At 63.7% G+C, this 24,839-nt stretch carries 23 protein-coding genes; 15 read left to right on the top strand and 8 right to left on the bottom strand.

Annotated features, from left to right (window positions below; translation table 11 throughout):
* Positions 1–21: 21 nt before the first annotated feature.
* On the bottom strand, positions 22–495 hold the full coding sequence (locus QM672_RS07330) for a hypothetical protein (protein ID WP_311935507.1): 474 nt from the start codon (positions 493–495) through the stop codon (positions 22–24).
* 286 nt (positions 496–781) lie between these two features.
* Positions 782–1,342 carry a GNAT family N-acetyltransferase gene (locus QM672_RS07335; RefSeq protein WP_311935505.1) on the bottom strand — a complete coding sequence of 187 codons (561 nt, stop codon included), beginning with the start codon at positions 1,340–1,342 and terminating at the stop codon, positions 782–784.
* An 839-nt stretch (positions 1,343–2,181) separates the two neighbouring features.
* Between QM672_RS07335 and QM672_RS07340 the strand changes: the two genes are divergently transcribed.
* On the top strand, positions 2,182–3,108 hold the full coding sequence (locus QM672_RS07340; protein ID WP_415081593.1) for a PfkB family carbohydrate kinase: 927 nt from the start codon (positions 2,182–2,184) through the stop codon (positions 3,106–3,108).
* 270 nt (positions 3,109–3,378) lie between these two features.
* Here the strand turns inward: QM672_RS07340 and QM672_RS07345 are convergent, their stop codons facing one another.
* From QM672_RS07345 to QM672_RS07355, 3 genes are all read right to left on the bottom strand, one after another.
* Positions 3,379–3,717: a hypothetical protein gene (locus tag QM672_RS07345; RefSeq protein ID WP_311935501.1), complete on the bottom strand. Its 339-nt coding sequence runs from the start codon at positions 3,715–3,717 to the stop codon at positions 3,379–3,381.
* 181 nt (positions 3,718–3,898) lie between these two features.
* Positions 3,899–4,648, bottom strand: a complete 750-nt coding sequence (locus QM672_RS07350) for an arginyltransferase (RefSeq protein WP_367623185.1) — start codon at positions 4,646–4,648, stop codon at positions 3,899–3,901.
* A gap of 114 nt (positions 4,649–4,762) precedes the next feature.
* On the bottom strand, positions 4,763–6,100 hold the full coding sequence (locus QM672_RS07355; protein ID WP_367623184.1) for a branched-chain amino acid ABC transporter permease: 1,338 nt from the start codon (positions 6,098–6,100) through the stop codon (positions 4,763–4,765).
* Between the two features lie 195 nt (positions 6,101–6,295).
* Here QM672_RS07355 and QM672_RS07360 point away from each other — a divergent pair, with 195 nt between their 5' ends.
* Entirely contained in the window at positions 6,296–6,577 is a 282-nt protein-coding gene (locus QM672_RS07360; protein WP_068298899.1) for a SelT/SelW/SelH family protein, read from the top strand.
* A 9-nt stretch (positions 6,578–6,586) separates the two neighbouring features.
* Here the strand turns inward: QM672_RS07360 and hemB are convergent, their stop codons facing one another.
* The gene (gene hemB, locus QM672_RS07365) at positions 6,587–7,624 is read right to left on the bottom strand and encodes a porphobilinogen synthase (RefSeq protein ID WP_415081597.1); all 1,038 of its coding nucleotides are present in this window, start codon (positions 7,622–7,624) and stop codon (positions 6,587–6,589) included.
* Positions 7,625–7,871: 247 nt separating this feature from the next.
* Between hemB and QM672_RS07370 the strand changes: the two genes are divergently transcribed.
* The 9 genes from QM672_RS07370 (at position 7,872) to thiL (ending at position 15,945) form a co-directional block, all read left to right on the top strand.
* Positions 7,872–8,279, top strand: a complete 408-nt coding sequence (locus QM672_RS07370) for a DUF6163 family protein (protein ID WP_068298904.1) — start codon at positions 7,872–7,874, stop codon at positions 8,277–8,279.
* A gap of 291 nt (positions 8,280–8,570) precedes the next feature.
* A complete protein-coding gene (locus QM672_RS07375; protein WP_068298907.1) occupies positions 8,571–9,815 on the top strand; it encodes a L,D-transpeptidase family protein in 1,245 nt (414 codons plus the stop codon).
* Positions 9,816–9,994: 179 nt separating this feature from the next.
* Positions 9,995–11,290 carry a serine hydroxymethyltransferase gene (gene glyA / locus QM672_RS07380; RefSeq protein ID WP_311935489.1) on the top strand — a complete coding sequence of 432 codons (1,296 nt, stop codon included), beginning with the start codon at positions 9,995–9,997 and terminating at the stop codon, positions 11,288–11,290.
* 142 nt (positions 11,291–11,432) lie between these two features.
* Positions 11,433–11,909 carry a transcriptional regulator NrdR gene (gene nrdR / locus QM672_RS07385; RefSeq protein ID WP_311935487.1) on the top strand — a complete coding sequence of 159 codons (477 nt, stop codon included), beginning with the start codon at positions 11,433–11,435 and terminating at the stop codon, positions 11,907–11,909.
* Positions 11,910–12,027: 118 nt separating this feature from the next.
* Positions 12,028–13,167: a bifunctional diaminohydroxyphosphoribosylaminopyrimidine deaminase/5-amino-6-(5-phosphoribosylamino)uracil reductase RibD gene (gene ribD / locus QM672_RS07390; RefSeq protein WP_415081600.1), complete on the top strand. Its 1,140-nt coding sequence runs from the start codon at positions 12,028–12,030 to the stop codon at positions 13,165–13,167.
* 3 nt (positions 13,168–13,170) lie between these two features.
* Positions 13,171–13,806 carry a riboflavin synthase gene (locus tag QM672_RS07395; protein ID WP_415081602.1) on the top strand — a complete coding sequence of 212 codons (636 nt, stop codon included), beginning with the start codon at positions 13,171–13,173 and terminating at the stop codon, positions 13,804–13,806.
* Between the two features lie 152 nt (positions 13,807–13,958).
* Complete coding sequence (locus tag QM672_RS07400; RefSeq protein WP_082980224.1) at positions 13,959–14,486, top strand: 6,7-dimethyl-8-ribityllumazine synthase; 528 nt, start codon at positions 13,959–13,961, stop codon at positions 14,484–14,486.
* Positions 14,483–14,944, top strand: a complete 462-nt coding sequence (gene nusB, locus QM672_RS07405; protein WP_367623179.1) for a transcription antitermination factor NusB — start codon at positions 14,483–14,485, stop codon at positions 14,942–14,944. The genes QM672_RS07400 and nusB overlap by 4 nt, the downstream gene beginning before the upstream one ends.
* Positions 14,945–14,958: 14 nt before the next feature.
* Positions 14,959–15,945: a thiamine-phosphate kinase gene (gene thiL, locus QM672_RS07410; protein ID WP_415081605.1), complete on the top strand. Its 987-nt coding sequence runs from the start codon at positions 14,959–14,961 to the stop codon at positions 15,943–15,945.
* Positions 15,946–16,113: 168 nt separating this feature from the next.
* Here thiL and QM672_RS07415 read toward each other — a convergent pair whose 3' ends face one another.
* Entirely contained in the window at positions 16,114–17,661 is a 1,548-nt protein-coding gene (locus tag QM672_RS07415) for an esterase-like activity of phytase family protein (protein ID WP_415081607.1), read from the bottom strand.
* 409 nt (positions 17,662–18,070) lie between these two features.
* Between QM672_RS07415 and QM672_RS07420 the strand changes: the two genes are divergently transcribed.
* From QM672_RS07420 to QM672_RS07435, 4 genes are all read left to right on the top strand, one after another.
* Positions 18,071–20,221, top strand: coding sequence for a sodium-translocating pyrophosphatase (locus QM672_RS07420; RefSeq protein ID WP_311935473.1), 2,151 nt, complete (start codon positions 18,071–18,073; stop codon positions 20,219–20,221).
* Between the two features lie 82 nt (positions 20,222–20,303).
* Positions 20,304–21,212 (top strand): LysR family transcriptional regulator, encoded by a 909-nt coding sequence (locus tag QM672_RS07425; RefSeq protein WP_415081610.1) that lies wholly within the window; start codon positions 20,304–20,306, stop codon positions 21,210–21,212.
* 200 nt (positions 21,213–21,412) lie between these two features.
* The gene (locus tag QM672_RS07430; RefSeq protein WP_367623175.1) at positions 21,413–21,739 is read left to right on the top strand and encodes an NIPSNAP family protein; all 327 of its coding nucleotides are present in this window, start codon (positions 21,413–21,415) and stop codon (positions 21,737–21,739) included.
* 201 nt (positions 21,740–21,940) lie between these two features.
* A complete protein-coding gene (locus QM672_RS07435; protein WP_415081612.1) occupies positions 21,941–24,214 on the top strand; it encodes an FdhF/YdeP family oxidoreductase in 2,274 nt (757 codons plus the stop codon).
* Between the two features lie 28 nt (positions 24,215–24,242).
* Here QM672_RS07435 and QM672_RS07440 read toward each other — a convergent pair whose 3' ends face one another.
* The gene (locus QM672_RS07440; protein WP_415081614.1) at positions 24,243–24,836 is read right to left on the bottom strand and encodes a TetR/AcrR family transcriptional regulator; all 594 of its coding nucleotides are present in this window, start codon (positions 24,834–24,836) and stop codon (positions 24,243–24,245) included.
* Positions 24,837–24,839 lie beyond the last annotated feature (3 nt).

Raw genomic sequence — 24,839 nt, forward strand, 5'->3', positions numbered from 1 at the left:
GCATGATGAAGAAGAAGAGAATTAACCTTTCAGCTTCTTGTTGCATTCGCTGTAGTAGCCGCCGCCCTTCTGAATCCATTTCAGGCCGCCATTGCCGTTGTTGGCCTTGTTGGCATTATACTGGTCGAGGCAGGTATGCATGCGCTGCTTGCCGGCCGATTCCTTGGCATATTTCGGATCGATGGCCGACGGGAACACGGCGCTGCCCGAGGTGGCGGCGGTCGGAGCCGGCTTGGCGGCCGGAGCCGGTTTGGCAGCCGTCGTCGCGGCGGGAGCTGCAGGTGCTGCCGGCGCGGTGGCAGCCGGCGTTGCTTCCGTGCCGCATTGTGCCTTGCGGAAGTCGTTCCAGGTCGCGCCGTTCAGCGTGTTCGCGGTCTTTGCGGCCTGATATTTGTCGCTGCACTCCTTCATGGTGAGCGCCTGCGCTGGCGCAGCAAGCGCGACCGCGCTGGCGATCAGTAGTCCGGTACCAATGATGGCGGAACGAAGCATCATTCTAACTCCCTCATTTTCGGCGGATATTGCCCGCCGCCGACTCTGGATAAGCCTCAGCCGGAATGCCTATTTGTGTGATCAGGAATACGGCGAAGGTACGGCACACCCTGGTGATAGACCGAGTCTGCCAAAGAAAAAAGAGGAACCTTCATCAGCTCGGATCAGTTTCCATTTCGGCAAAAGCTTGCCGGCGCTTCACGCCGGCAAGCTTTTCTGATCGAATTTCAGTCAAGGTTTTGCTGTCCTTAACGTCATCAAGGAGAACAAGCCGTGGTTTCACATCGCATCATGGCGTCGGTGCGATGACTCTGCGCCTGCGAAAGATCGCAACGGGGGAACCCAGATGAATGGACTGGCGCAGATATTCATAGCCGCATTTGAGGGCGACACGCTGGGAGTGGATGTTGTCGGGGCTCGTCATGCAGTTGGTATGCGGCAGATCGATATGGCCGTCGAACCAGTTCAGCACCGCCTTGGCTGCCTCGGTGGCATAGCCCTTGCCATGGGCCGCGCCGATCAGGGAGTAGCCGAGTTCGGGTGTGCCTGAGAATTCAGGCTCCATGTCGCGCTCGAAATTATGGATGCCGACTTCGCCCAGGAATCGCCCGTCCGTCTTGTCGGTCACGATCCAGAAGCCGAACCCCATCCAGAGCCAGTGGCCGGCATAACGCAGCATGCGGGTCCAGACTTCCTCGCGCGGATAGGGGGATTTGCGCACATAACGAAGCACCGCGGGCTCTGCCCACATGGCCGTGACGCTCTCCAGATCGCCGGGTCTGTGCGCACGCAAAATCAAGCGCGACGTCTCGATGGTGGGAGCGACGGTGAATGCCGACAGAAGGGGCATAGGTGAACTTTCCTCGATCTCATCCGTGCGATCGGTCGTATTGATAGGTGCAAAATGCGTGTTGGGTCCCTTCGACAACTCGGAGGGCGGTTGGTTAGTCAGGTAGGCGATAGTCCTAGCTCCTGGGTTGGGGCTGTTGCGAAAGGCCCGCATGCCAGCTACGCACTCGCGTCGCTGGAGGCCGGTTGGCGCGCTATATTGCACCGCAACAAACGGTGAATTTCCTTAGGTAGCGATGATCCTTGTCAGTCTCATTGCCAGATTGCACATCTGCTGTCGGGCGTTTCCTGCCTGTCAAAAGCGCCGGGAGACCCATCGGATACCGACCCAAAAGGGTCTTGCCGAAATCGGTTTCAGCCACAGCGCCATTGCGAGCCCGGTCCGTCGTGATTGACCAGACACGGTGGTCGGATGCCCGATTCGAGCCACCCGGTTGCCCGACATGCGAAAGCCCGGCCGCGTTTGCGTGGACCGGGCTTTTCATTGCCTCACGAAGAGCGCAAGCGACCAAGTCCGCCGGTAAGTTGTTACAGCAGTGCGAGGCGAGCGCTTTTGTCCATAGCTGCAACATGCGCTCTTCCTCGATCCTCCCGAACGTTGGTCCGACAACACCAGCACGAGCGTGACGCGGGTGTTATATCGGTACGGAAGCTGACGTTTGGTCAGGCTTGCCAAGCCGCCCTGATCATGGTTCGCGCCGCTTCGGTGCCCGCCAGATGAGCCGATGGCCATATTGTTTTGTCTGACAAACTGGCTTTATATCATCGCGAGGAAACAACCCATAAGGTCCGCCTGCAGAACGCTTCGGGCGGCGAAGACAAGCGATCATGCAAGAGCCGATGAGAACGAGGGGAGCCGTCATCTGCGTCGGCACCACGACGGTGGACCAGGTGCTGGAAATCGATGAAATGCCGCGGCAGGCCATCAAGGTCACGGCCCGGCACCATTTCAAGCGGGGAGGCGGTCCGGCCGCGACGGCCGCGGTCGCCTGCGCCCGCTTGCAGCAGCCGGTCGAATTGTGGAGCCGTTTGGGTGACGATGCCGAAGCGGCTTTCCTATGCGAGCGCCTGCGCCATCACGGCGTCGGGATCGACGGCGTGAAATGCAGCGGGGAGATGGATACCATCTCCGCCGTGGTGATCGTCGATCGGCAGGGCGAACGGCTCATCGTCGGTCACGATCACACCGACCTGCCGGCCTCGCCGGCCCATCTGCCTTTGCAGGACATTGCCAAGGCGGGCGCGGTGCTTGCCGATATCAATTGGCACGAAGCCTCTTTTACGGTGCTGGATGCGGCTGCTGCCGCGGGCGTCCCGTCGGTGCTCGATGCGGAAGTGACCGATCCGGCGCGGCTGTTGGAGCTGGCACGACGCGCGAGCCTGCCGGTGTTCTCGGAGGATGGATTTGCGCTTGCCAGCGCCGGGGCGCAACCGGATGCGAAAGGCTGCGAAGCGTTGTCTCGGCGCCTTGGCGGCACCTTTGGCGTCACGTTGGGCGCACGGGGCTCGCTATGGTGGGTCGACAGCAGGCTGACCCTGGTGCCGGCTTTGCCGGTGAGTGTGCTCGACACCACCGGTGCGGGTGATGTGTTTCATGGTGCCCTGGCCGCCGGGTTGGCGGAGGGGCGGTCCGTGATCGATGCTGCTCGATTTGCCAGCGCGGCCGCGAGCCTCAAATGCGGCCTCGGCAATGGCTGGGACGGCATGCCCGAAAGGCGAGCCGTGGTGGAAGCGGCAGCCAGGCTGGATGCGCGCCTGGTCTCTTGAGGCAGGGTGCGGGGGCAGCAACGGCGCTCTCAGTCAAAACGGTGCCGTCAGGCGCGGATACCAGGTTCGGCGCGGCATTGCAGCCTGACAAGCCGCGCCTGGCCGGAGCGTCCGTAAAGCCTCCATAGGCGTCTTGCCTACGCGATATGGGGGCTTGCCTGGGGCACCGTTTCCGAATGTGAGCCAATTACGCAGGACACCGGTGGCTCGGCCGGATAGGGGAAGAGGGGCGGTTATACGCTACCGCCCCCTGGAACTCGTTTGGTGGGCTCAATAATTGTCCCAGCGGCGTTCGCGATAATAGGGGCGATCCCAGCCGCCATGGCGGGGACGGTAGCCATCGCCCCAGCCCCAGCGGGGACGAGGACCCCAGCCACCGCCATAGCCATACCCGCCGCCATAGCCATAGTAGGGACGGCGGACTGGGACGCAGCGGCCCCAGCGATTGGGCTGCCAGCCAGGGCCACAGCCCCAGCGGACATCCTGGACCAGCGGCGAAGCGCCTGGCGTCGCCGGAGCGACGTTCATGGCCGAGGACGTGCCGACACTGGCCATCAGGCCCGTCAGCGCGAAGGAGGCCGCAATCATGGTCTTGCCGAGAAGGTTCATCGGTTACCTCATTGAGGGGGCTCGAGCTCGTAGGAACTCAAGGAGCAATGAGGACACGATGCCAGTTCCTGCCTGAACGAGGCGCGAACGCCCTGGTCATCTGACGTTCAGAAACATGATGGCGGGGTGACGGATCGTGGAGATTCTTGGCGTGACGCCCCGTCACCAAACGCCACGGCCGCTATTTCTCGACGCGATCCCAGCCATTGGGGCCGAGCCGTTCCTGCGGCAGGAAGCGCCCCTTATAGGCCATCTTGCGCGATCCCTCGACCCAATAGCCCAGATAGAGATAGGGCAGTCCCATCGCCTGCGTACGGGCGATATGGTCCAGGATCATGAATGTGCCGACGCTGCGTGCCGCCATGCCCGGCTCATAGAACGAGTAGACCATCGACAGGCCGTCGGCCAGCACATCGGTGAGCGAAACGCCGACCAGCGGACCCTCGCCTTGCCGGTTCAACGGCAGGCCGGCACCGGATAGCCGGTACTCGACCAATTGCGTGTTCACATGGGTATCCTCGACCATCATCGCATAGTCGAGCACCGTCATGTCGGCCATGCCGCCATCGGCATGGCGCTGGTCGAGATAGGCCCTGAAGGTGGAATATTGTTCCGAGGTCGGCGTGGCACTGCGCATTTGCGAAACGACGTCGCGATTGTCGGCCTGCACGCGGCGGAAAGATTTCGTCCTGATGAAATCGGCAACCGGCACGCGCACCGAAACGCAAGCCTTGCAGTTTTCGCAGGCCGGCCGGTAGGCAATGGTCTGCGAGCGGCGGAAGCCGCCATGGCTGAGCACATCGTTGAGGCGCGCGGCCCGCTCACCGATCAGGTGGGTGAACACTTTGCGTTCCTGCTTGCCCTTCAAATAGGGACAGGGCGATGGCGCGGTCAGATAGAATTGCGGTGAGTCGCGTATTTCAATGCTCAACGCCATTCTCCATGCATGAAGGCGAAAGCTACCACCGGGCGCCGCGTCTCGCCAGAGTCCTGCTGGCGGGCGAGATCAAATTATCGCGCCCGGCGCCGTTTTTGAAGCCGGTCGTCAGACCTGCCGGGGGGTGGCATCGGCAAAGCCGAACAGCCCGCCCGGACGGAAGATCAGCATGAGGACAAGAAAGGTCATCACGGCCACGTCCCGGTGCTCGATCGGAAAATAGGCCTGCCAGACAACCTCGAACAGGCCGAGCACGAGGCCGCCGAGCAGCGCCCCTTCGATCGAACCGATGCCGCCGATGACGGCTGCGACCAGGCCCTTCAAGCCGATCATGGCTCCGCCATAAGCATCGGCTCCGCCGTAATAGACGGTCATGATGAAACCGGCGAAACCGGCCAGCGCGGAGGCGAGGCCGAAGGTCAAGGCCAGCATGCCCCGGCTCGAGATCCCGACAAGGTTGGCCATCAGGGCATCGTCCGATATCGCGCGCCAGCGCCGGCCGAGCTCGCTGCGGTGCATCAGCACGACGACGGCGATGGCGACGATGGCCGCGGCCGCACCGATCGACATCTGCATGACGGTGAAATGGACGACGAAATCGCCCGATCGCACCACCGGCAGATAGGGACTGGTGACCGGCGGTGCCCAGCGATCATTGGGACCCTGGGCGACGCGCATCGCCTCGCGCATGACCGATGCCACGGCCACCGTTGCGATCAGGATGGTCTGGCCGCGCCGGAAGGCGAGGGGGGCGAAGACCAGTTTTTCCACGATATGACCGGCGAGAACCACGAGGCCGACCGCAGCCGCGAACACGACGACGAGGTCCAGGGCCGGAGAGCGGGAGCCGAGCGCCAGCATGATCAGCATGATCGAGACGCTCATCACGCCGCCGAGCGTGGCGAAATCCCCGAAGGCCAGGTTGATGCGCTGGACCAGGCCGAAGACGAGGGCATAGGCCACTGCGATCAGCATGGTCATGGCCGTGGTCGGCACCCCGTTGCCGAGACTCTGCACCAGAAAGGCAATGCTGCTGGGGACCTCGGGGATATCGGCTATGGTTTCACCGGGGCCCGGATCGGCAAGGGCGGCCTCGGGGCGTTCGAGCCAATAGCGCTTGAGGAGGTGGAGCTTCCAGGCAGCAAAGGCTCTGCCGTCCGCGGCCAGGGCACTCAGCTCGATGAACCGGTTATCCGGCGGGCTCGGTCCGAAGGCGCAGAACACGCTGTGATTGCTGCTGCGTCCCTGATGTAGCGTCCGATAGTCGATGCGGATCTTGAACGGTGGCGAGGCGGGGGTAACGGCAGTGACCGTAAGTCCGTCTGCGTCGAGCGCCACGGCGGGCAATGTCTGCCGGCAGATGCGGATTTCCTGCGGGTCGAGGCTGTCGCGACAGGAAGCCAGGCACAAAGTGACGAGAAGCAAGGCGATGACACGATGGATCAAGGGTGCCGCCTGAATCTTCGCGCCACACCGGTTGACCCGATTTTTATGTCGGCGCTGCCTGCAAGCAGATTACAGGCTTGCCGCGATTCGGACAGCAAACCCGGCCGTCCCGGGTGAGGGGCCACTCAATCGCGAGCTTTTCCTGAGGCGGCGGCGGGGATATCGTCGAATCCCTTTCCTGTTTCGAGACTCGTGATGCGTGACGGCAAGCCCAGTGTGACCATCGTTTATTGTCGGCAATGCCAATGGCTGCTCCGGGCAGCCTGGATGGCCCAGGAACTGCTCTCGACCTTTTCGGAAGATCTGGGCGAGGTTACGCTGGTACCGGCCACCGGCGGTGCCTTCCGCATCGAATATGAGGGCCAGGAGATCTGGGAGCGCAAGCGCGACGGCGGCTTTCCCGACGTCAAAGCTCTCAAGCAGCTGGTGCGCGACCGGCTCGATCCCGATCGCGATCTCGGCCATATCGATAGATAGGCCGGCCTGCTATCTGCCGCGCAGATATTCGGCGGCGCGCGGTGCGAAATAGGTGAGGATGCCGTCGGCGCCGGCACGCTTGAAGGCGGTGAGGCTCTCGATCATCGCCTTTTCGCCGTCGATCCAGCCGTTCTGGGCGGCGGCCATGATCATCGCATACTCACCCGAGACCTGATAGGCGAAGGTCGGGCGGCCGAAGCTCTGCTTGAGGCGGGCGACGATGTCGAGATAGGGCAGGCCGGGCTTGACCATGATCATGTCGGCGCCTTCGGCGATGTCGAGCTCGGCCTCGCGTACAGCCTCGTCCGAATTGGCATAGTCCATCTGATAGGTGCGCTTGTCCCCCTTGAGCGCGCGGGAGGAGCCGACCGCCTCGCGGAACGGGCCGTAGAAGGCCGAGGCATATTTGGCCGAATAGGCCATGATCTGCACGTCGAGGAAACCGGCGGCATCGAGTGCGGCGCGGATGGCGCCGACGCGGCCGTCCATCATGTCGGACGGTGCAATGATATCGGAACCGGATTCGGCCTGGACCAAGGCCTGGCGCACCAGCAGGGCGACGGTCTCGTCATTGAGGATGCGTCCTGCTTCCAGCAGCCCGTCATGGCCGTGCGAAGTGTAGGGATCGAGCGCCACGTCGGTCAGCAGGCCGATTTCGGGCACCTTGGCCTTGATGGCGCGGCAGGCCCGGCAGGTCAGGTTCTGCGCGTTCAGGGCCTCGCTCCCGGTGGGGTCGCGCAGCGAAGGATCGGTGTAGGGGAAGATCGCCACCACGGGGATGTCGAGGGCGGCGGCCCGCTGCGCTTCCTCGACGGCGATGTCGATGCTGACTCGGTCGACGCCAGGCATCGCCGCTACGGGGCTCCTCAGATTCTCGCCTTCCTGCACGAAGATCGGCCAGATCAGATCATTGGTGGTGAGCACATTCTCCTTCACCAGCCGGCGGGCCCATTCGCTCTTGCGGTTGCGGCGCGGGCGCTCGACGAGGTCGAGACGGTCCGAGGCGGAGGCGAGGGCGGGCTTGAGCGGGGTGACGGAGGAAGGCATGGCAGTCTCTTCGAAATGAACTTTGGAAAGGTTCTATCACATCCGGTGCAGCGGAGGCATGCCGTCATGTCACACCCCGGCAGCGGCAAATGCAGGGGCTCGATGGTCAAAAACCGGGGAGCACCCGCGAGATGGCGGGCATTCCTCGTCCCCTTCATCGGCCAGGCTTCGATCGCCTCCATGCGGCCGGGTGATTTGCCCTCGGCTCCTTGCACGGTTAGAAGGACCGACAGCAACGAGGCACGACATGAGCGATATCGAGTTTGACCGCGACGGCCCGCCCTATGGCGCCTACCTGTTGTGGTTCATGCGTGCCGTCGCCGTGCTGTGGATGGCCAAGGGCATCATCCATTGGTGCCTGATCCTTGGGATCGGGCAGGCCGATCCGGATCGCTTCCTCGGCATGCCGGTCCTCACCCAGAGTGCGGTGATCGTGTTCGCGGTCTTCGATCTGGTCGCGGCCGTCGGCTTGTGGATGGCGGCGACATGGGGTGGGGTCATCTGGCTGATCGCTTCCGGCAGCTATTTCATCATCTCGCTGTTCCGTCCGGAGATCTTCGGCCGGCAATATGCGATGATGACGACGATCGGTGTTCTGATCCTGCTCTATGTCGGGCTGGCCTTTCTCGCCTCGCGCGAGCGGCGCCATCCGTGAGAGGCGACGACCGGATTGTTGCAACTTTGTCACGCAGGCGCGATTCGCGCTCACATGGCGGTGATCGTGACGGGCCTTGCCACATTTGTCCCGGTTTTGCCGCTTTCTGGCGATAGGGCATTGCGCAAGTTTCGTATACCGGGATCGCAAATGGCCGGTGACGAGGTCTGATTTTGGTCTCGGTTCGTTTACCTCTCCCGTGTAAAGAGCTCGGCTAATTCACGGCCGCAGGAAATTACCGGTACGGTAGGTGCGTGGCGCAAGCGGGCTTTGCTGCAGGATTAGAACAAGATGTCTGACTATTCTCGTCGTGGTTTTCTCTCCACTTTGGCCCTCGGGGCCGCTGCGACCGCCTTGGCGCGTCCGGCCGCCGCGCAGGATTATGGCCTCGGCCAGATGGAGATGAAGGAGCGCTACGATTCCGTGGCCAGCCCCATCGGGCAGGCCAGCAGTTCCTCGCCCACTTTCTCGGCCTACACCTTGCAGGCCACGCAGAATGCGTTGCAGAAATATAGCGAAATCGCGGCCCAGGGCGGTTGGCCCCAGGTGACCGGCAAGGGCCGGCTCCAGCTTGGCTCGCGCAGCCCCGACGTCGTCTCGCTGCGCCAGCGCCTGATCGCCTCGGGCGATCTGGCGCCGTCGCTCGGCGGTTCGCCCGTCTTCGATTCCTATCTCGACGGTGCGGTGAAGCGCTTCCAGTCGCGCCATGGCATCCTGTCCAGCGGCGTCGTCGGCGATACCTCGCGCGCCGCCCTCGCCATTCCGATCGATGTCCGCATCAAGCAGCTGCAGATGAACATCGTGCGCCTGCGCTCGATGGGCAATCTGGGCAACCGCTACATCATGATGAACATTCCGGCGACCGAGCTGGAAGCGGTGAACAACGGCGCGGTCGAGCAGCGCCACTCCACGGTGATCGGCAAGCCGGACCGACCCTCGCCGATCCTGTCGACCGTGGTGCAGAACATCAATTTCAACCCCTATTGGACCGTGCCGCTCTCCATCATCAAGAAGGACCTGATCCCTCTGATGCAGAAGGAGCCGAGCTACCTGGCCGATCACCATATCCGCATCTTCAATCCGCAGGGCCAGGAGCTCACGCCCGAGCAGATCAACTGGAACACCGACGAAGCCACCAAGATGCGCTTCCGGCAGGAGCCGGGCTTCGGCAATTCGCTCGGCCAGGTGCGCATCAACATCGCCAACCAGTATGGCGTCTATATGCACGATACGCCCTACAAGTCGGTGTTCGGCTCGGACTACCGCTTCGACTCCTCGGGCTGTGCCCGCGTGCAGGACGTCCGCGAACTGGTCGCCTGGATCCTGCAGGGCACCGAATATACCCGCGACCGCATCGACGAGGTGATCCGTTCGGGCGCCCAGACGACCGTCAACCCGACCGCCAAGGTGCCGGTGTTCTGGGCCTATATCACGGCCTGGGCGACGCCCGAGGGCCTGGTCGAGTTCCGCGACGACATCTACAACAAGGATGGCTTCGCCTCGCTTTCCGTGGTCACCAAGGAAGAGCAGGGCTGATCGGGGCGTCGTCCCCTCCGACCTGAAAGAGATTGACAGCGCCGCAGCCTCGTCTGTGGCGCTGTTGCGTTTCAAGCCTGCCTTTCCAGTCATGGCGCAACTTTGGTCGCTTGCAGACATGACTTTGCGGTGCAACTCCGTTATGTCGTCTGCCTCTTCTCCAACGAGGCCCTGCCACGATGAATGACGCTCGCTCCGCCGCCCTGTCGAACAGCTTCTTCGCCGCCGATCTGCATTCCGCCGATCCGGAGCTGGCGCGTACCATCGATCTCGAATTGGGCCGCCTGCGCGACCATATCGAGCTGATCGCGTCCGAGAACATCGTTTCGAAGGCGGTCCTGGAGGCCCAGGGCTCGATCATGACCAACAAATATGCGGAGGGCTATCCGGGCCGCCGCTATTATGGCGGTTGCGAATTCGTCGACATGGCCGAGAACCTGGCGATCGAGCGCGTCAAGAAGCTGTTCGGCTGCGCCTATGCCAATGTCCAGCCCAATTCCGGCAGCCAGGCCAATCAGGGCGTGTTCCTGGCGTTGATGAAGCCGGGCGACACCTTCATGGGCCTGAACCTCAATGCCGGCGGCCACCTCACCCATGGCTCGGCGGTCAACATGTCCGGCCGCTGGTTCAACGTGGTGCCCTACAATGTGCGTCCCGACGACCAGCGCGTCGACATGGACGAGGTCGAGCGCCTCGCCCATGAGCACAAGCCCAAGCTGATCATTGCCGGCGGCTCGGGCTATGCCCGCCACTGGGACTTCGCCCGCTTCCGTGAGATCGCCGATGCGGTCGGCGCCTATTTCTTCGTCGACATGGCCCATTTCGCCGGCCTGGTCGCCGGCGACGCGCATCCCTCGCCGTTCCCGCATGCGCATGTGGCGACCTCGACCACCCACAAGACCCTGCGCGGCCCGCGCGGCGGCATCATCCTCACCAATGACGAGGAGATTGCCAAGAAGGTGAATTCGGCCGTGTTCCCGGGCCTGCAGGGCGGACCGCTGATGCATGTCATCGCCGCCAAGGCCGTGGCTTTCGGCGAGGCGCTGCGCCCCGAGTTCAAGGCCTATGCAAGCCAAGTCGTCGAGAATGCCGCCGCCCTGGCCGCCAATCTCAAGAGCAACGGCTTCGACATCGTCACCGACGGCACCGACAACCATCTGATGCTGGTCGATCTGCGCCCCAAGAACCTCACCGGCAATTTCGCCGAGAAGGCGCTGGAGCGCGCCCACATCACCTGCAACAAGAACGGCATTCCCTATGATCCGCAGAAGCCGATGGTGACCTCGGGCATCCGCCTTGGGACGCCCGCCGCCACCTCGCGCGGCTTCGGCGTCGAGGAGTTCCAGGAAGTCGGCGATCTCATCACCGAGGCACTGGAAGGCCTGGCCAAGAACGGCGCCGACAACAATGGCGCAGTCGAAGAAGCGGTGCGCGTCAAGGTCAACAAGCTGACCGGCCGCTTCCCGATCTACTGATCGCTGCCGGGAGAGCGGATATCTCAGCCACATGTCTGCATGTTGCGACGTCCGCTTCTTGGAAACGCATCGCGTGCAGTATAGGAAGTGCGGACATCCGACATGCGAGCATGTCGGATGTCCGCACTCCCAGGAATAATCCATGAAATGCCCCTATTGCGGTGCGCCCGACACGCAGGTGAAGGACAGCCGCCCCACCGATGACGGAACCTCGATCCGCCGCCGCCGCGTCTGTACGGACTGTGGGGGACGGTTCACGACCTTCGAACGCGTGCAATTGCGTGAACTGACGGTCGTCAAGCGTTCGGGCCGCAAGGTTGCGTTTGACCGCGACAAGCTCTCGCGCTCCATCACCACGGCACTGCGCAAGCGCCCGGTCGATGAGGAGCGCATTGAGCGGCTGGTCAACGGCCTGGTTCGGCAGATCGAGAGCCTGGGGGAAAGCGAGATCACCTCCGAGCAGATCGGCCGGATCGTCATGAAGGGGCTCAAGGCCCTCGACGATGTCGCCTATGTGCGCTTCGCCTCGGTCTATCGCAATTTCAGCGAGGCCAAGGACTTTACGGCTGTTCTCGATGAATTGAGCATCGAGGACGAGACGCGGGTGGACGAGGAGTGAGCTCTGCCGGTCCATGTGGGCGCGGCATTCCCGTGTCGCGCTTGCATGACGCATGCGGCAAGCCTATCTGCTGCTTCGAGCCCCCTTGCCGGTTTGATGCTTTCCCGTGACTTTCGCCATGCCTGTCTCCGCCATCGATGCCCTGCGGCGTGACGAACGCTTCATGCGGGCGGCTCTGGCGCTGGGCCGGCGGGGACTTGGCAATACCTGGCCAAACCCGGCTGTCGGCTGCGTGATCGTCCGCCGGGTCGGCGACGCCGATATCATCGTCGGCCGGGGCTGGACGCAGCCGGGTGGGCGGCCCCATGCGGAGACGCAGGCGCTGGCCGAGGCTGGAGCACTGGCCAAGGGGGCCACCGCCTATGTCACCCTCGAACCCTGCTCGCATTACGGGCGCACCGGCCCCTGCGCCGATGCCCTGGCGCGCGGCGGCGTTGCGCGTGTCGTCGGAGCGCTGCGCGATCCGGACCCGCGCGTGGGCGGGCGCGGCTTCGACATGCTGCGGCGCTATGGCCTCGAGGTTCGCGAGGGTGTGCTGGCGGACGAGGCCTTCCAGGCCCATGTCGGGCATATCACGCGCGTGACCTTCGGCCGGCCCGGAGTCACCGTGAAGATCGCGGTCTCCGCGGACGGCAAGCTCGCCGGTCCCGGCGGGCGCCCGGTTCGCATCACCGGCGAAGAGGCGAGTGCCCATGTGCACCTGATGCGGGCCCAGAGCGATGCGATCGCGGTCGGGATCGGCACAGTGCTCAAGGACGATCCGATGCTCACCGTGAGGTTGCCCGGCATAGCTGCCCAGTCGCCGGTGAGAATCATCTTCGATTCAAGGCTGCGGCTCCCGCTCTCCTCGCGGCTGGTCGAGACGGCACGCGAGGTGCCGGTATGGGTCATGGCTCGCGCCGACGCCCCCGTCGAACCGGAACGGGACCTGGTCGAGGCGGGGGTGGAGGTGATGCGGATCGGCTGCTCGGCCCTTTCGCCCAGCGGGGGAGCATCCCTCGATCTCGGCGAGGCCTTGCGCCTGCTCGGCACACGGGGCGTCACCCGCCTGCTGGTCGAAGCCGGCCCCCAGCTGGCTGCCGGCCTGGTCGAGGCCGATCTCGTCGAGGAGTTCGTGCAGTTCACCTCGCCCGAACCGATCGGGGAGGGGGTGACGGCCCTGACATCGCAGCTTCAGGCGAAAATTGACGGGCAATTGCCCAATCTGGCCGCTCGTATGGTCGGCCGTGATACCATGACCATTCAACGCAGGAACTGAGCCATGTTCACCGGCATCATCACCGACATTGGCGAGATCGTCGCGCTGGAGGACCACGGCTCCGCCAAGCGCATCACCATCGCCTGCTCCTATCCCGCCGACACCATGACGGTGGGCGCCTCCATGGCGGTGGCCGGTATCTGCTTTACCATGACCAGTCTGGCCCTGCGGCCGGGGGGCGACACGCTCTTCACCGTCGATGCCTCTTCCGAGACGATCGGGCGCACGACGCTCGGCGCCTGGCGCGTGGGGCATAAGCTCAATCTCGAGCGGGCGCTCCGGATCGGGGATGAACTCGGCGGACATATCGTCTCCGGCCATGTCGATGGGGTGGCGACGGTACTGGATCGCAAGGACCAGGACGGCACCTCGCAGTTCACCTTCCGCGTGCCTGCCGCCCTGTCGCGCTTCATCGCCCAGAAGGGATCCCTGGCGCTCGACGGCACTTCGCTGACCGTCAACAAAGTGGAGGGGCAGGATTTCGGCGTGATGATGATCCCTCATACCCTCTGCGTCACCACCTGGGGCAATGCCGAGGTGGGCGATACTGTTAACATCGAGATCGACACCATGGCGCGCTATGCCGCGCGGCTGGCGGATGTCGGGACCGAACGTTGGAGTGATCGCGCCGGAGGCTGAGACAGGCCGCGCCCCGCCATGCTTCGCGGTCACATCCCTCCTGCTCAAAACCGGCTTTCCCTTTTCGACACGATGCTCTAGGAACGCCGTCAATCCAACAGCATTCAGGCGGCGCGTGTAGAGCCTGCCTTTCCTCTGAGACGAGAATTCCCATGGCCGGTCCCAGGCGTGTTTCCAGTTCCTCCGCCCCTTCCTTCGAAAATACCGAGTCCGGCTTCGGCGGTCCGCTACCGCCGCATATCCTGATCGTCGAAGCCCGGTATTACGAAGAGATCGCCGACGGGCTGCTCACCGGCGCGACCGGCGCCATCAAGGCGGCTGGCGGCAGCTTCGACGTGCTCACCGTGCCGGGTGCTCTTGAAATCCCCTCGGCCATCGTGATGGCTCTCGACGCCGCGGTACAGCGCGGCCGTGCCTATGATGCGGCAATCGCCCTGGGCTGTGTGATCCGCGGCGAGACCACCCATTACGACATCGTCGCCGGCGAGAGTTCGCGCGCCCTGATGGACATCTCGGTGCAGCGCGCCTTGCCGCTCGGCAACGGCATCCTCACCGTCGAGAATGACGAGCAGGCCCGGGTTCGCGCCAGCATTTCGGAAATGAACAAGGGTGGCGGCGCGGCCGATGCCGCCCTGCACATGGTTGCCCTGAAACGCCGCCTGCATGGGGTCGAGGCATGAGCCGCGCCCAGAAACGTTCTGCTGCGCGCCTTGCCAGCGTCCAGGCGCTCTACCAGATGGACATCCGCGGCACCAATGTCGTCGAGGTGCTGGCCGAATTCGAGAACCACTGGATCGGCCAGGAGATCGATGGCGTGGAATATTCGCCGGCCGAAGAGAGCTTCTTCCGCGACATCGTCGGCGGGGTCGTGCGCGAGCAGCGCAGCATCGATCCCAAGGTCGACCAGGCGCTGGCCGATGGCTGGCCGCTCAAGAGGGTGGATGCCATCCTGCGCGCCATCCTGCGTGCCGGCGTCTATGAATTGCTGCATCGCAAGGACATCCCGCCGAAGGTGACGATCTCCGAATATGTCAGCGTCGCGCATGCCTTCCTCGATCGCGAGGAGGCCGGCATGGTCAACGCCGTGCTCGACAAGATCGCCAAGGCCGAACGCAACGACCATCTCCAGGCTTCCTGAGCATCAGTCCTCGCATGGCGCGGCTCACCGAAGACCAGTTGATCAGCCGCTTCTTCGCCCCGCTCGCGGCCCATCCCGGTGCGCGCGGGCTGACGGACGACGCTGCGACGCTGAGTGTGCCGCCTGGCGAGCATCTGGTGGTCACCACCGATGCGCTTGTCGCCGACATTCATTTCCTCGCCGACGATGATCCCGATCTCATCGCGCGCAAGGCCTTGCGCGTGAACCTGTCCGACCTTGCCGCCAAGGGCGCGCGGCCGCATGCCTATACGCTCTGCCTTGCCCTGCCGCCGGGTTGGCGTGAGGACTGGCTGCAGCGCTTCGCCGAGGGCCTGGCGGTCGACGGCAAGGAATTCGCCTTTGCTCTGCTGGGCGGCGATACGGTCAAGACCACGGGGCCGTTGACGATCGCCGTCAACGCCTTCGGCCTGGTGCCCTCCGATCGCATTCCGCGCCGCGACGGCGCGCAGCCTCGCGACATCCTCTATGTCAGTGGATCCATCGGCGACGGAGCTCTGGGTCTGCTGGCACGTCGCGGCGCGGCTGCCTTGGTCGGGCTTGCAGAGGTGGAGCGCGATCACCTGGCCAGGCGCTACCTCCTGCCACAGCCGCGCACGGCGCTGGCGCCGGCGGTGCTCGCCCACGCCTCGGCCTCGATGGATATTTCCGATGGCCTCGTCGGCGATCTCGCCAAGCTGCTGAGGGCTTCCGGTGCGTCGGCCGATGTCGAACGCGATGCCGTGCCGCTTTCGCCAGCCGCGCAGGCAGCCTGCAAGCTTGACGCGACGTTGCTGGAAACGGCCCTAACGGGAGGGGACGACTACGAGATCCTCTGCGCCGTGCCTTCCGGGCAACGCGCCGCTTTCGAAGCGGCAGCGCGGAAGTCCGGGGTACCAGTCAGCCCGATCGGCGTGGTGACATCGGGTCATCATGTTCCGAGATGGTTCGACAGTGAGGGCAACGACGTCCGGTTCGCCCGAGGCAGTTTCAGTCATTTTTGAGGGGCTGTCCCTCTCCCGATTCGGGAGAGGGAGCCGCAGGCGTTGTGTTCCGCCTTGTTGTCGTGCGCTTCGCCCGACCGTTATCAACCGCGACGCCGATGCTCCCCTCTCCCAGGTTGGGAGAGGGGGCGGGGGTGAGGGCAACTACCCCCACTCTCATCGATGCCCTTATTTCCCTGCCAAAGCCTTGGCAAGGTCTTCCGGCAGGGTCAGGCGATAGGCCAGCACCAGCGTGTCGTTGGTGAGGCCGGCGTCGTAGCTCTGACCCTTCATCACGCCCTTCCTGGTGAGGAAGTCGTTGTCGTTGCCGACGAACAGGAAGGCATCGTTCGGGGCAGCCGAGTCGAGGGCGGGCACCAGCGTCATGGCTTCCCATTTTTCCGACAGGGTGAGATCGTTGGACTTGGCATTGTCGATGTTGAGGCCGAACTTGCCGAGCTGGGTGGCGTTCAACAGGTTGACCAGCACCAGGGAGCGGGCAGGGGTAATGGTGGGGTCGAGGACATTGCGGTCGTCCTTGGCGGGCGCGATCGGCTTGGTGCCGGTTTCATAGTCCGTGCCGGCCAGATTGGTGGCGCCGCTGGTGTCGACCACCAGGATGGCCTTGAACATCTCCGGATTCTTGCAGTCGCAGCCATGGCCGGCGCCGTCGCGGGCGAGCAGAAGGAAGCGGTGGTCGTCGAGCGCCACCATCTCGCTTTGTGCGGCCGTGCTGTCGATCTTGCCGTCGCCTTTCTTGGAATAGACCGGCAGTTCGATCGCGTAGACGGCCTTGGGGGTCTTGGGCAGCGGGTCCGAGGCGACGTCATAGACGTAGATCCGCGTGGTGGCGCGGTTCGCCTGGTTCTTGCCGGCCGAGCTGTCCTGCAGCGCGCCGCTTTGCAGCACGGCGTAGAGGGTCTTGCCATCCGGCGTCAGCGAGATCGCTTCCAGGCCCTGATTGTTGCGCCGGCCGGTGTCGGGCGCTTCCATCGAGGTGAAGTTGATCTTGCCCTTCTTGGTGGGAACCAGGGCCGGGCCGGGCGGGATGAGGCCCTTCAGCTTGCCGTCCGGTCCGAACAGATAGACGGCGGCGGCATATTCATCGCCGACATAGAAGCTGCCATCGGAACGATAGGCGATCGACTCGGCGTCGAAGGAGAGGGAGCCGGCGCCAAGCGCTCCGGCCGGCGGTACAGGCAGGGTATAGCCGTTCATTTCGACGGTGTTGTCGGCGGGATCGGCCCCCGTCGTCGGCTTGCCGTCGAGGCCGGTGAGGAAGACGCCCTTGCCGTCGAGCGGCTTCAGTTCGATCTGCGACTGCGAGGTGACGGCGGCGGGCAGGGCAGGGCCGGAATAGGGCGTGAAGGCGAAGTCGAAGGCGAGGACGCGGCCCTGGTAGTCAAAGAACAGGCCCTTGTCGGGATTGTTGTAGCCGCGGTCCGGCAGGGAGCGGAGCTGGCCCTTATAGCCGGTGGCGGTCTTGCTCCAGCTCTTGGGATCGATCGCCATGGAGGAGAAGGAGCCGAGCGTGTCGCCCTTTTCGTCCTTGAGGTCGGCACTCAGCCGGCCGACGCCGACCAGGCCATGATTGACGAAGCTGCCGCCGGCGAAATCGATCTTCTCTTCGCCCGGGGCGGAAGAAACGAAGGGCTCGTTGATGGCAAGGGGCTCGGCCATTGCCAGCGTCGGCAGAACCGGGAGGGTGGTGAGAAGGATGGTGCGAAGAAGGCGCATGGAAATCTCGCTCGGTGGCCAGAACACAGACGCGCCTCAGCGAAAACGCGTCTTTGCTCCCGGTCATTGTTGTTTCGACGTGTCTTCGCAATTTTCAGCAATATGGCCGAATTGCGAAACGCTTCAGCGTGGACTTCCTTGGCAAGAGCCGATGACAGAGGCGTGACAGTTTTCCGGCGGGTGACGCACCAAGAGGATCTTCGAAAGAACTTGCCGCGAACGCACGGCGTCGGTTGCGCTGCCCGTATGATTTTGGCAGCATCGCGGCAATCCGGACAATCAGACGGCTCCGGTGGGAGGATTCGCCGCACCTGCAATATCCTGACCTTCGATACGAAGGGCAGGGGTCGTTCGTTCGTGCGATTTGTTCAGTGGCTTGTGCGAGTAAAGAACAAGGAACATTTAGTCCATGCTTTCTCTGTGGGTCATTATTGCGTGCGGGGCGCTTTCCCTCGTTTACGGAATCTGGGCATTCCAGTCGGTGATGGCGCAGCCCGCCGGCAACGCCCGGATGCAGGAAATCGCCGGTTTCGTGCGTGAAGGCGCACAGGCTTACCTCAGGCGCCAATACGTCACCATTTCCGGCGTCGGCATCATCATCTTCGCGCTGGTCGCTTATTTCCTCTCGATCCCGAGCGCCATCGGCTTTCTGATCGGCGCAGTGCTTTCGGGTCTTGCCGGCTTCATCGGCATGAACATGTCGGTGAGAGCCAATGTCCGCACGGCACAGGCTGCGATGAACTCGCTGGGGCAGGGGCTCGAAGTCGCCTTCAAGGCCGGTGCTGTCACCGGCATGCTGGTGGCCGGTCTCGCTTTGCTTGGCGTCGCCGTCTACTACTATGTGCTGACCGGCCCGATGCAGCTCTCCTTCGCCGATCCCAAGCAGGCGCGCGAGATCATCGATTCGCTGGTGGCTCTGGGCTTCGGCGCCTCGCTGATCTCGATCTTCGCCCGTCTGGGCGGCGGCATCTTCACCAAGGGCGCCGACGTCGGCGGTGATCTCGTCGGCAAGGTCGAGGCCGGCATTCCCGAGGACGACCCACGCAACCCTGCCACCATCGCCGACAATGTCGGCGACAATGTCGGTGACTGCGCCGGCATGGCCGCCGACCTGTTCGAGACCTATGCGGTCACCGTGGTCGCCACCATGGTGCTCGCGGCGATCCTGTTCGCCGGAACGCCGGTGCTCTCCAACGTGCTGCTCTATCCGCTCGGTATCGGCGCGGCGTGCATCGTCACCTCGATCGTCGGCACCTTCTTCGTCAAGCTCGGCGCCAACCAGTCGATCATGGGCGCGCTCTACAAGGGCTTCATCGCTTCGGCCGTGCTTTCGGTGGCGGGCCTGGCGGTCGCCACGCATTTTCTGATCGGCTGGGGCTCGATCGGCACCATTGGCGGCCATGACGTCACCGGCACCTCCCTGTTCGCCTGCGGCATCGTCGGCCTGGTGGTGACCGGCCTGATCGTCTGGATCACCGAGTACTATACGGGCATCGGCTACCGGCCGGTGCGCGAGATCTCGCAGGCTTCCGTCACCGGTCACGGCACCAACGTCATCCAGGGCCTCGCGGTCTCGCTGGAAGCGACGGCACTGCCCACCATCGTGATCGTCGCCGGTATCGTCGCCACCTACACGCTTGCCGGCCTGTTCGGCACGGCGATCGCCGTGACGACCATGCTGGGCCTCGCCGGCATGGTGGTGGCGCTCGACGCCTTCGGCCCGGTCACCGACAATGCCGGTGGCATTGCCGAAATGGCCGGCCTGCCCAAGGAAGTCCGCAAGTCGACGGATGCGCTCGACGCCGTCGGCAACACCACCAAGGCCGTCACCAAGGGTTATGCCATCGGCTCGGCCGGCCTCGGGGCGCTGGTGCTGTTCGCGGCCTATACCTCGGACCTTGCCTATTTCTCCTCGAATTCGGCCCAGTATCCCTACTTCGCCGGGGTGCAGCCGAACTTCTCGCTGGCCAATCCCTTCGTGGTCGTCGGTCTGCTGCTCGGCGGCCTCATTCCCTATCTCTTCGGCGGCATCGCCATGACCGCCGTGGGCAAGGCCGCTTCGGCCATCGTCGAGGAGGTCCGGCGCCAGTTCCGCGAGAAGCCCGGCATCATGCAGGGCACCGACAAGCCGGATTACGGCAAGGCGGTGGACCTGCTGACCCGCGCTGCCATCAAGGAGATGCTGATCCCCTCGCTGCTGCCGGTGTTGTCGCCGATCGTGATCTATTTCCTGGTGCTGTGGATCACCGGCTCGAAGTCGGATGCCTTCGCCGCCGTCGGCGCCATGCTGCTCGGCGTGATCGTCACGGGCCTGTTCGTCGCCATCTCGATGACGGCGGGCGGCGGCGCCTGGGACAATGCCAAGAAGTCGTTCGAGGACGGTTTCATCGACGCCAACGGCACCAAGCACCTCAAGGGCTCCGAAGCCCATAAGGCCTCGGTGACCGGTGACACGGTCGGCGATCCCTACAAGGATACGGCAGGCCCCGCCGTCAACCCGGCGATCAAGATCACCAACATTGTCGCGCTGCTGCTGCTGGCCATCCTGGCCCATCACTGAGCTTTCGCGATAGTCTATGGCGGGTGAGGGAGGGCAATGCCCTCCCTCATTCGTTTTGAAGCGGCAGCCATGGTTCTGACCGATGATCGAGACGCGCCTCCTGCACCAGTTCGTCGTCCTCGCCGAGGAACTGCATTTCCATCGCGCGGCCGAGCGCCTGCATATGGCCCAGCCGCCGCTCAGCCAGGCCGTGCGCAAGCTCGAGGAGAAGGTCGGCGCCCGCCTGTTCACACGCAGCAATCGTCATGTCGCCTTGACCGATGCCGGGGCCGCGTTTCTGGAGACGGCGAAAGCCTGCCTGGCAACCCTGGAGCAGGGAGCCCTGCGCGCACGCCGGATCGAGGCGGGACTGGCGGGTCGGCTTGCCATCACCTTTGTCGGCACGGCCCGCCGCGATCTGGTTCCACTGGCACTGCGAACCTTCCGCTCCCGTTTCCCGGAGGTGGAACTGGTTCTGCGCGAGGCGACCACGGCCAAGCAGATCGAGGCCCTGCGAGGCAAACAGGCCGATATCGGCTTCATGCGCTGGCCGGGCGTACCGGCAGCCGATATTCGCTTCGAGCGGATCGAGCGTGAGCCGGTCCTGGCGGCCTTACCCGACGATCATCCCCTCGCAGCCGGTACAGCGATAAGGCTCGAGCAACTGGCCAGGGAGGATTTCATCATGACTCCTCGCGACGAGGGAGTGAGCTTCCATGACCAGTTGATCGCCCTATGCCGCCATGCAGGCTTCGAGCCGCGCATCACCCAGGAGGCCTGCGAGATGCAGACCGTCGTCGGCCTGGTGGCAGGCGGCCTCGGAGTGGCGCTGGTACCGGCCTCGGCCACCCAGGAGAACCGCAAGGGCGTGGCCTTTTGTCCGATCGTCACCACCGCACCGGATGAATTGAGCCACATGGACATGGTTCTCGGCTGGCGCGCCGATATCGCCTCGCCGATCCGCGACAGCTTCATCGAAATCGTCAGCCGGTTGAGTACGCTTGATATGTGATAACTATCAATCGATTATCTATAATATATTTTACAATGATCGTTGGGTGATCAAAATCGCTTCCGAGCTGAGCGGGAGCGGTTGCCATGAACCTTCAGACCACGGACCGACGCGATGTCCTGAAATGTGCAGCGGCTGCCATGACGGCGGCCTTTGCTCGGCATACCGGCTCCAGCCATGCCCGAAGGAGCAGGAAATCAATGATCTATCAATTGCGCATCTATGAAATATTCGAGCACAACAAGGCAGCTTTCCATGCTCGCTTTCGTGACCATGCCGTCCGTATCATGAAGACCTATGGCTTTGATTTCGCTTCGCTATGGGAGACGACCACGCCGGAGAGGACGGAATTCGTCTATCTGCTGCGCTGGCCGGATGCCGAGACCATGAAAGCAAGCTGGGATCGCTTCATGGCCGATCAGGAATGGCAACGCATCAAGGACGAAACCGTGGCCCGTGACGGCAAGATGGTCGGCGTGATCGAAGATCGCGCCATGCAGGCTGTCGACTACGCGCCCTTGATCTGAGAGGCGGCAATTTCCCCTGACGCAGGCTCTCTGCCTACCTTTCCGACCGCGTCTTTCATGTCGGTTGACAGGATGGGGAGAACGCGCAAGCTGGATTGGGGTTGAGCCGAAACAACCCGGTATGCTCCTCGATATGCGAGGGCGGCCGGGTTGGCCGCGACCCGCGACGATCCAACGAGACTCAGAGGAGCGGAGGGATATATGGCCCGCAAGCGCGACGTTCCCGGGATCAGAGCCTATGACAGCCCCGCCGGCGGCTGGGGTGCCCTCAAGGCGACGGCAGCGGCCGTGCGCACGCAGATGGAAGTGCTCGAGGCGCCGCTGACCTTCCTGCGGATGAACCAGCCGGACGGTTTCGACTGTCCGGGCTGTGCCTGGCCGGACAAGGAGCACCGCTCGACCTTCCAGTTTTGCGAGAACGGTGCCAAGGCGGTGACCTGGGAGGCGACGAGCAAACGCGTCACGCCGGAATTCTTCGCCGATCACACCGTGACCGAGCTCCTGGGCTGGAGCGACTATCACCTCGAGAACGAGGGCCGCCTCACCCATCCGATGGCCTATGATTCGGAGACGGATACCTATCAGCCGATCGAATGGGACGATGCCTTCGCGCGGATCGCCGCCGCCTTGCGCAGCCTGCCCGATCCAAACATGGCCGAGTTCTACACCTCTGGCCGGGCCTCTAATGAGGCGGCCTTCCTGTTCCAGCTCTTTGCCCGCGAATATGGCAGCAATAATTTTCCCGATTGCTCCAACATGTGCCACGAGGCGACCAGCGTCGGCCTGCCGCAATCGATCGGCATCGGCAAGGGCACCGTCTCGCTGGAGGATTTCGACCATTGCGAGCTGATCCTCTCGCTGGGCCACAATCCGGGCACCAACCATCCGCGCATGATGGGCACGCTGCATGAATGCTCGCGCCGCGGCGTGCCGATCATCGTGTTCAATCCGCTGAAGGAACGGGCGCTCGAGCGCTTCGCCGACCCCCAGAACCCTGTCGAGATGGGGACCTTCGGTTCCACGCGGATCGCCTCGTCCTATTATCAGGTCAAGGTCGGCGCGGATGCCGCTGCCCTCAAGGGCGTCATGAAGGCCCTGGTCGAGATGGACGAAGCATCGGACAACAAAGTCCTCGACCACGATTTCATCGCCAATCACACACGTGGCTTTGCCGAGTTCGCTGCCGACCTCGCTGCGACGTCCTGGCAGGCCATTGAGGCCATCAGCGGCTTCAGCAAGGCCCAGCTCGGCGAGGTCGCGACGGCCTATGCCCGTTCGAACGCCACCATCGTCGCCTATGGCATGGGCATCACGCAGCACAATCGGGGCACTGCCAATGTGCAGCAGATCGCCAATCTCCTGCTGCTGAAAGGCAATTTCGGCAAGCCGGGGGCCGGCATCTGCCCCCTGCGCGGCCATTCCAACGTGCAGGGCAACCGTACGGTCGGCATCACCGAAAGGCCCAATGCTCCCTTGTTCGAGGGTATCGAGCGTACTTTCGGCTTCAAGCCGCCAAGTCATCACGGCCATGACGCGGTGGCCGCCATGGAGGCGATCGACGCAGGCAGCTCGAAGATCCTGATCTGCCTGGGCGGCAATTTCGCGGTCGCCATGCCGGATCCCGAGCGCAGCCATGCCGCCATGCGCAAGCTCGACCTGACGGTGCATCTCGACACCAAGCTGAACCGCTCGCAGCTTCTCATCGGCAAGCAGTCACTCATCCTGCCGGTATTGGGGCGGACCGAGCGCGACATGCAGGCGAGCGGGGCCCAGGCCGTGACGGTGGAGGATTCGATGTCGATGGTGCATGCCTCGCGCGGCAAGCTGCCACCGGCCTCCGAATATCTGCGCTCCGAGACGGCCATCGTCGCCGGCATCGCCATGGCGACGCTGCCCGACAGCAAGGTCTACTGGGCCGAGATGGTGGCCGATTACGATCTCATCCGCGATGCGATCGAGAATGTCCTGCCGGACTTCAAGGATTATAACCAGCGTATCCGCATCCCCGGTGGCTTCCGCCTGCCCTTGCCGCCGACCGAGCGCATCTGGCCGACCCCATCGGGCAAGGCCGAGTTCCTGTCCTTCAAGGGGCTGGAAGAGGATACAGCCAGCGCCGACGCCGACGTGCTCAAGCTGGCGACCATCCGCAGCCATGATCAGTACAACACCACGATCTACGGCTTGAATGATCGCTATCGCGGCGTGTTCGGCCGTCGTGACGTGTTGTTCGTGAATGCGGCGGATCTGTCCCGGCTGGGACTGGAGCATGGCGATCTCGTCGAGATCGAGACGGCGCTGCCATCGGGCGAGCCGCGACGACTCAAGCTTACCGCCATTGCCTATGATATCGCGCGTGGCTCGGTCGCGGCCTATTATCCCGAAGCCAATGGGTTGGTGCCCCTCGACTACAAGGATGAGGAAAGCGGGACCCCTTCCTACAAATCCGTGCCGGTGCGGATCCGGAAAACAGGCTGATGCACAAGAAGGCCAGCCGACGGGGCGCTCAACCCGCCTTCGCGGCCCCGACACACAGGCCGTCGACGAAAACGTCGACGAGCCGCTGCACGGCTTCCAGCCAGCCGGGATGGTCGCGCATGTAGCACATGCCCACCAGGGCCCGCAGCAGATCTTCCGGCGTCACGTCCGCCCGCATCTGTCCGGCGGCGACGGCCCGGTTCAGCAGGATGCCAAGCGCCGTGGTCAGGCGATCGAAGGAATAGGCATAGAGTTCGGACGGGGCGTAGGCAGCGAGTGCCAATGCCGTCAGCATGCCTTTCTTGGTCGCGACCAGCTGGACATTGGCATGCAGCCAGCGGCGGACCGCATCGACCGGCTCTGCATCGTCCTTCAGCTGCTCCGCCAATTCGCTGAGATGATCCACTTCCTGCCGATAGACCGCCTCGAATAGTGATTCGCGGGTGGGGAAGTGGCGGTAGAGCGTGCCGATGCCGACTTCCGCCTGCCTTGCGACCGCCTCCAGACTCGCTTCGGAGCCGCCTCTGCTGAAAACGGTCTTGGCAGCCGCCAGCAGCCGTTCCCGATTGCGGATCGCATCGGCGCGCGGCTTGCGTCTTGTTTTCTCGGTTTGCTCCACCATCTG

Origin of the sequence: Labrys sp. (in: a-proteobacteria), from assembly GCF_047605565.1 — a bacterium.
Taxonomy (GTDB): domain Bacteria; phylum Pseudomonadota; class Alphaproteobacteria; order Rhizobiales; family Labraceae; genus Labrys; species Labrys neptuniae.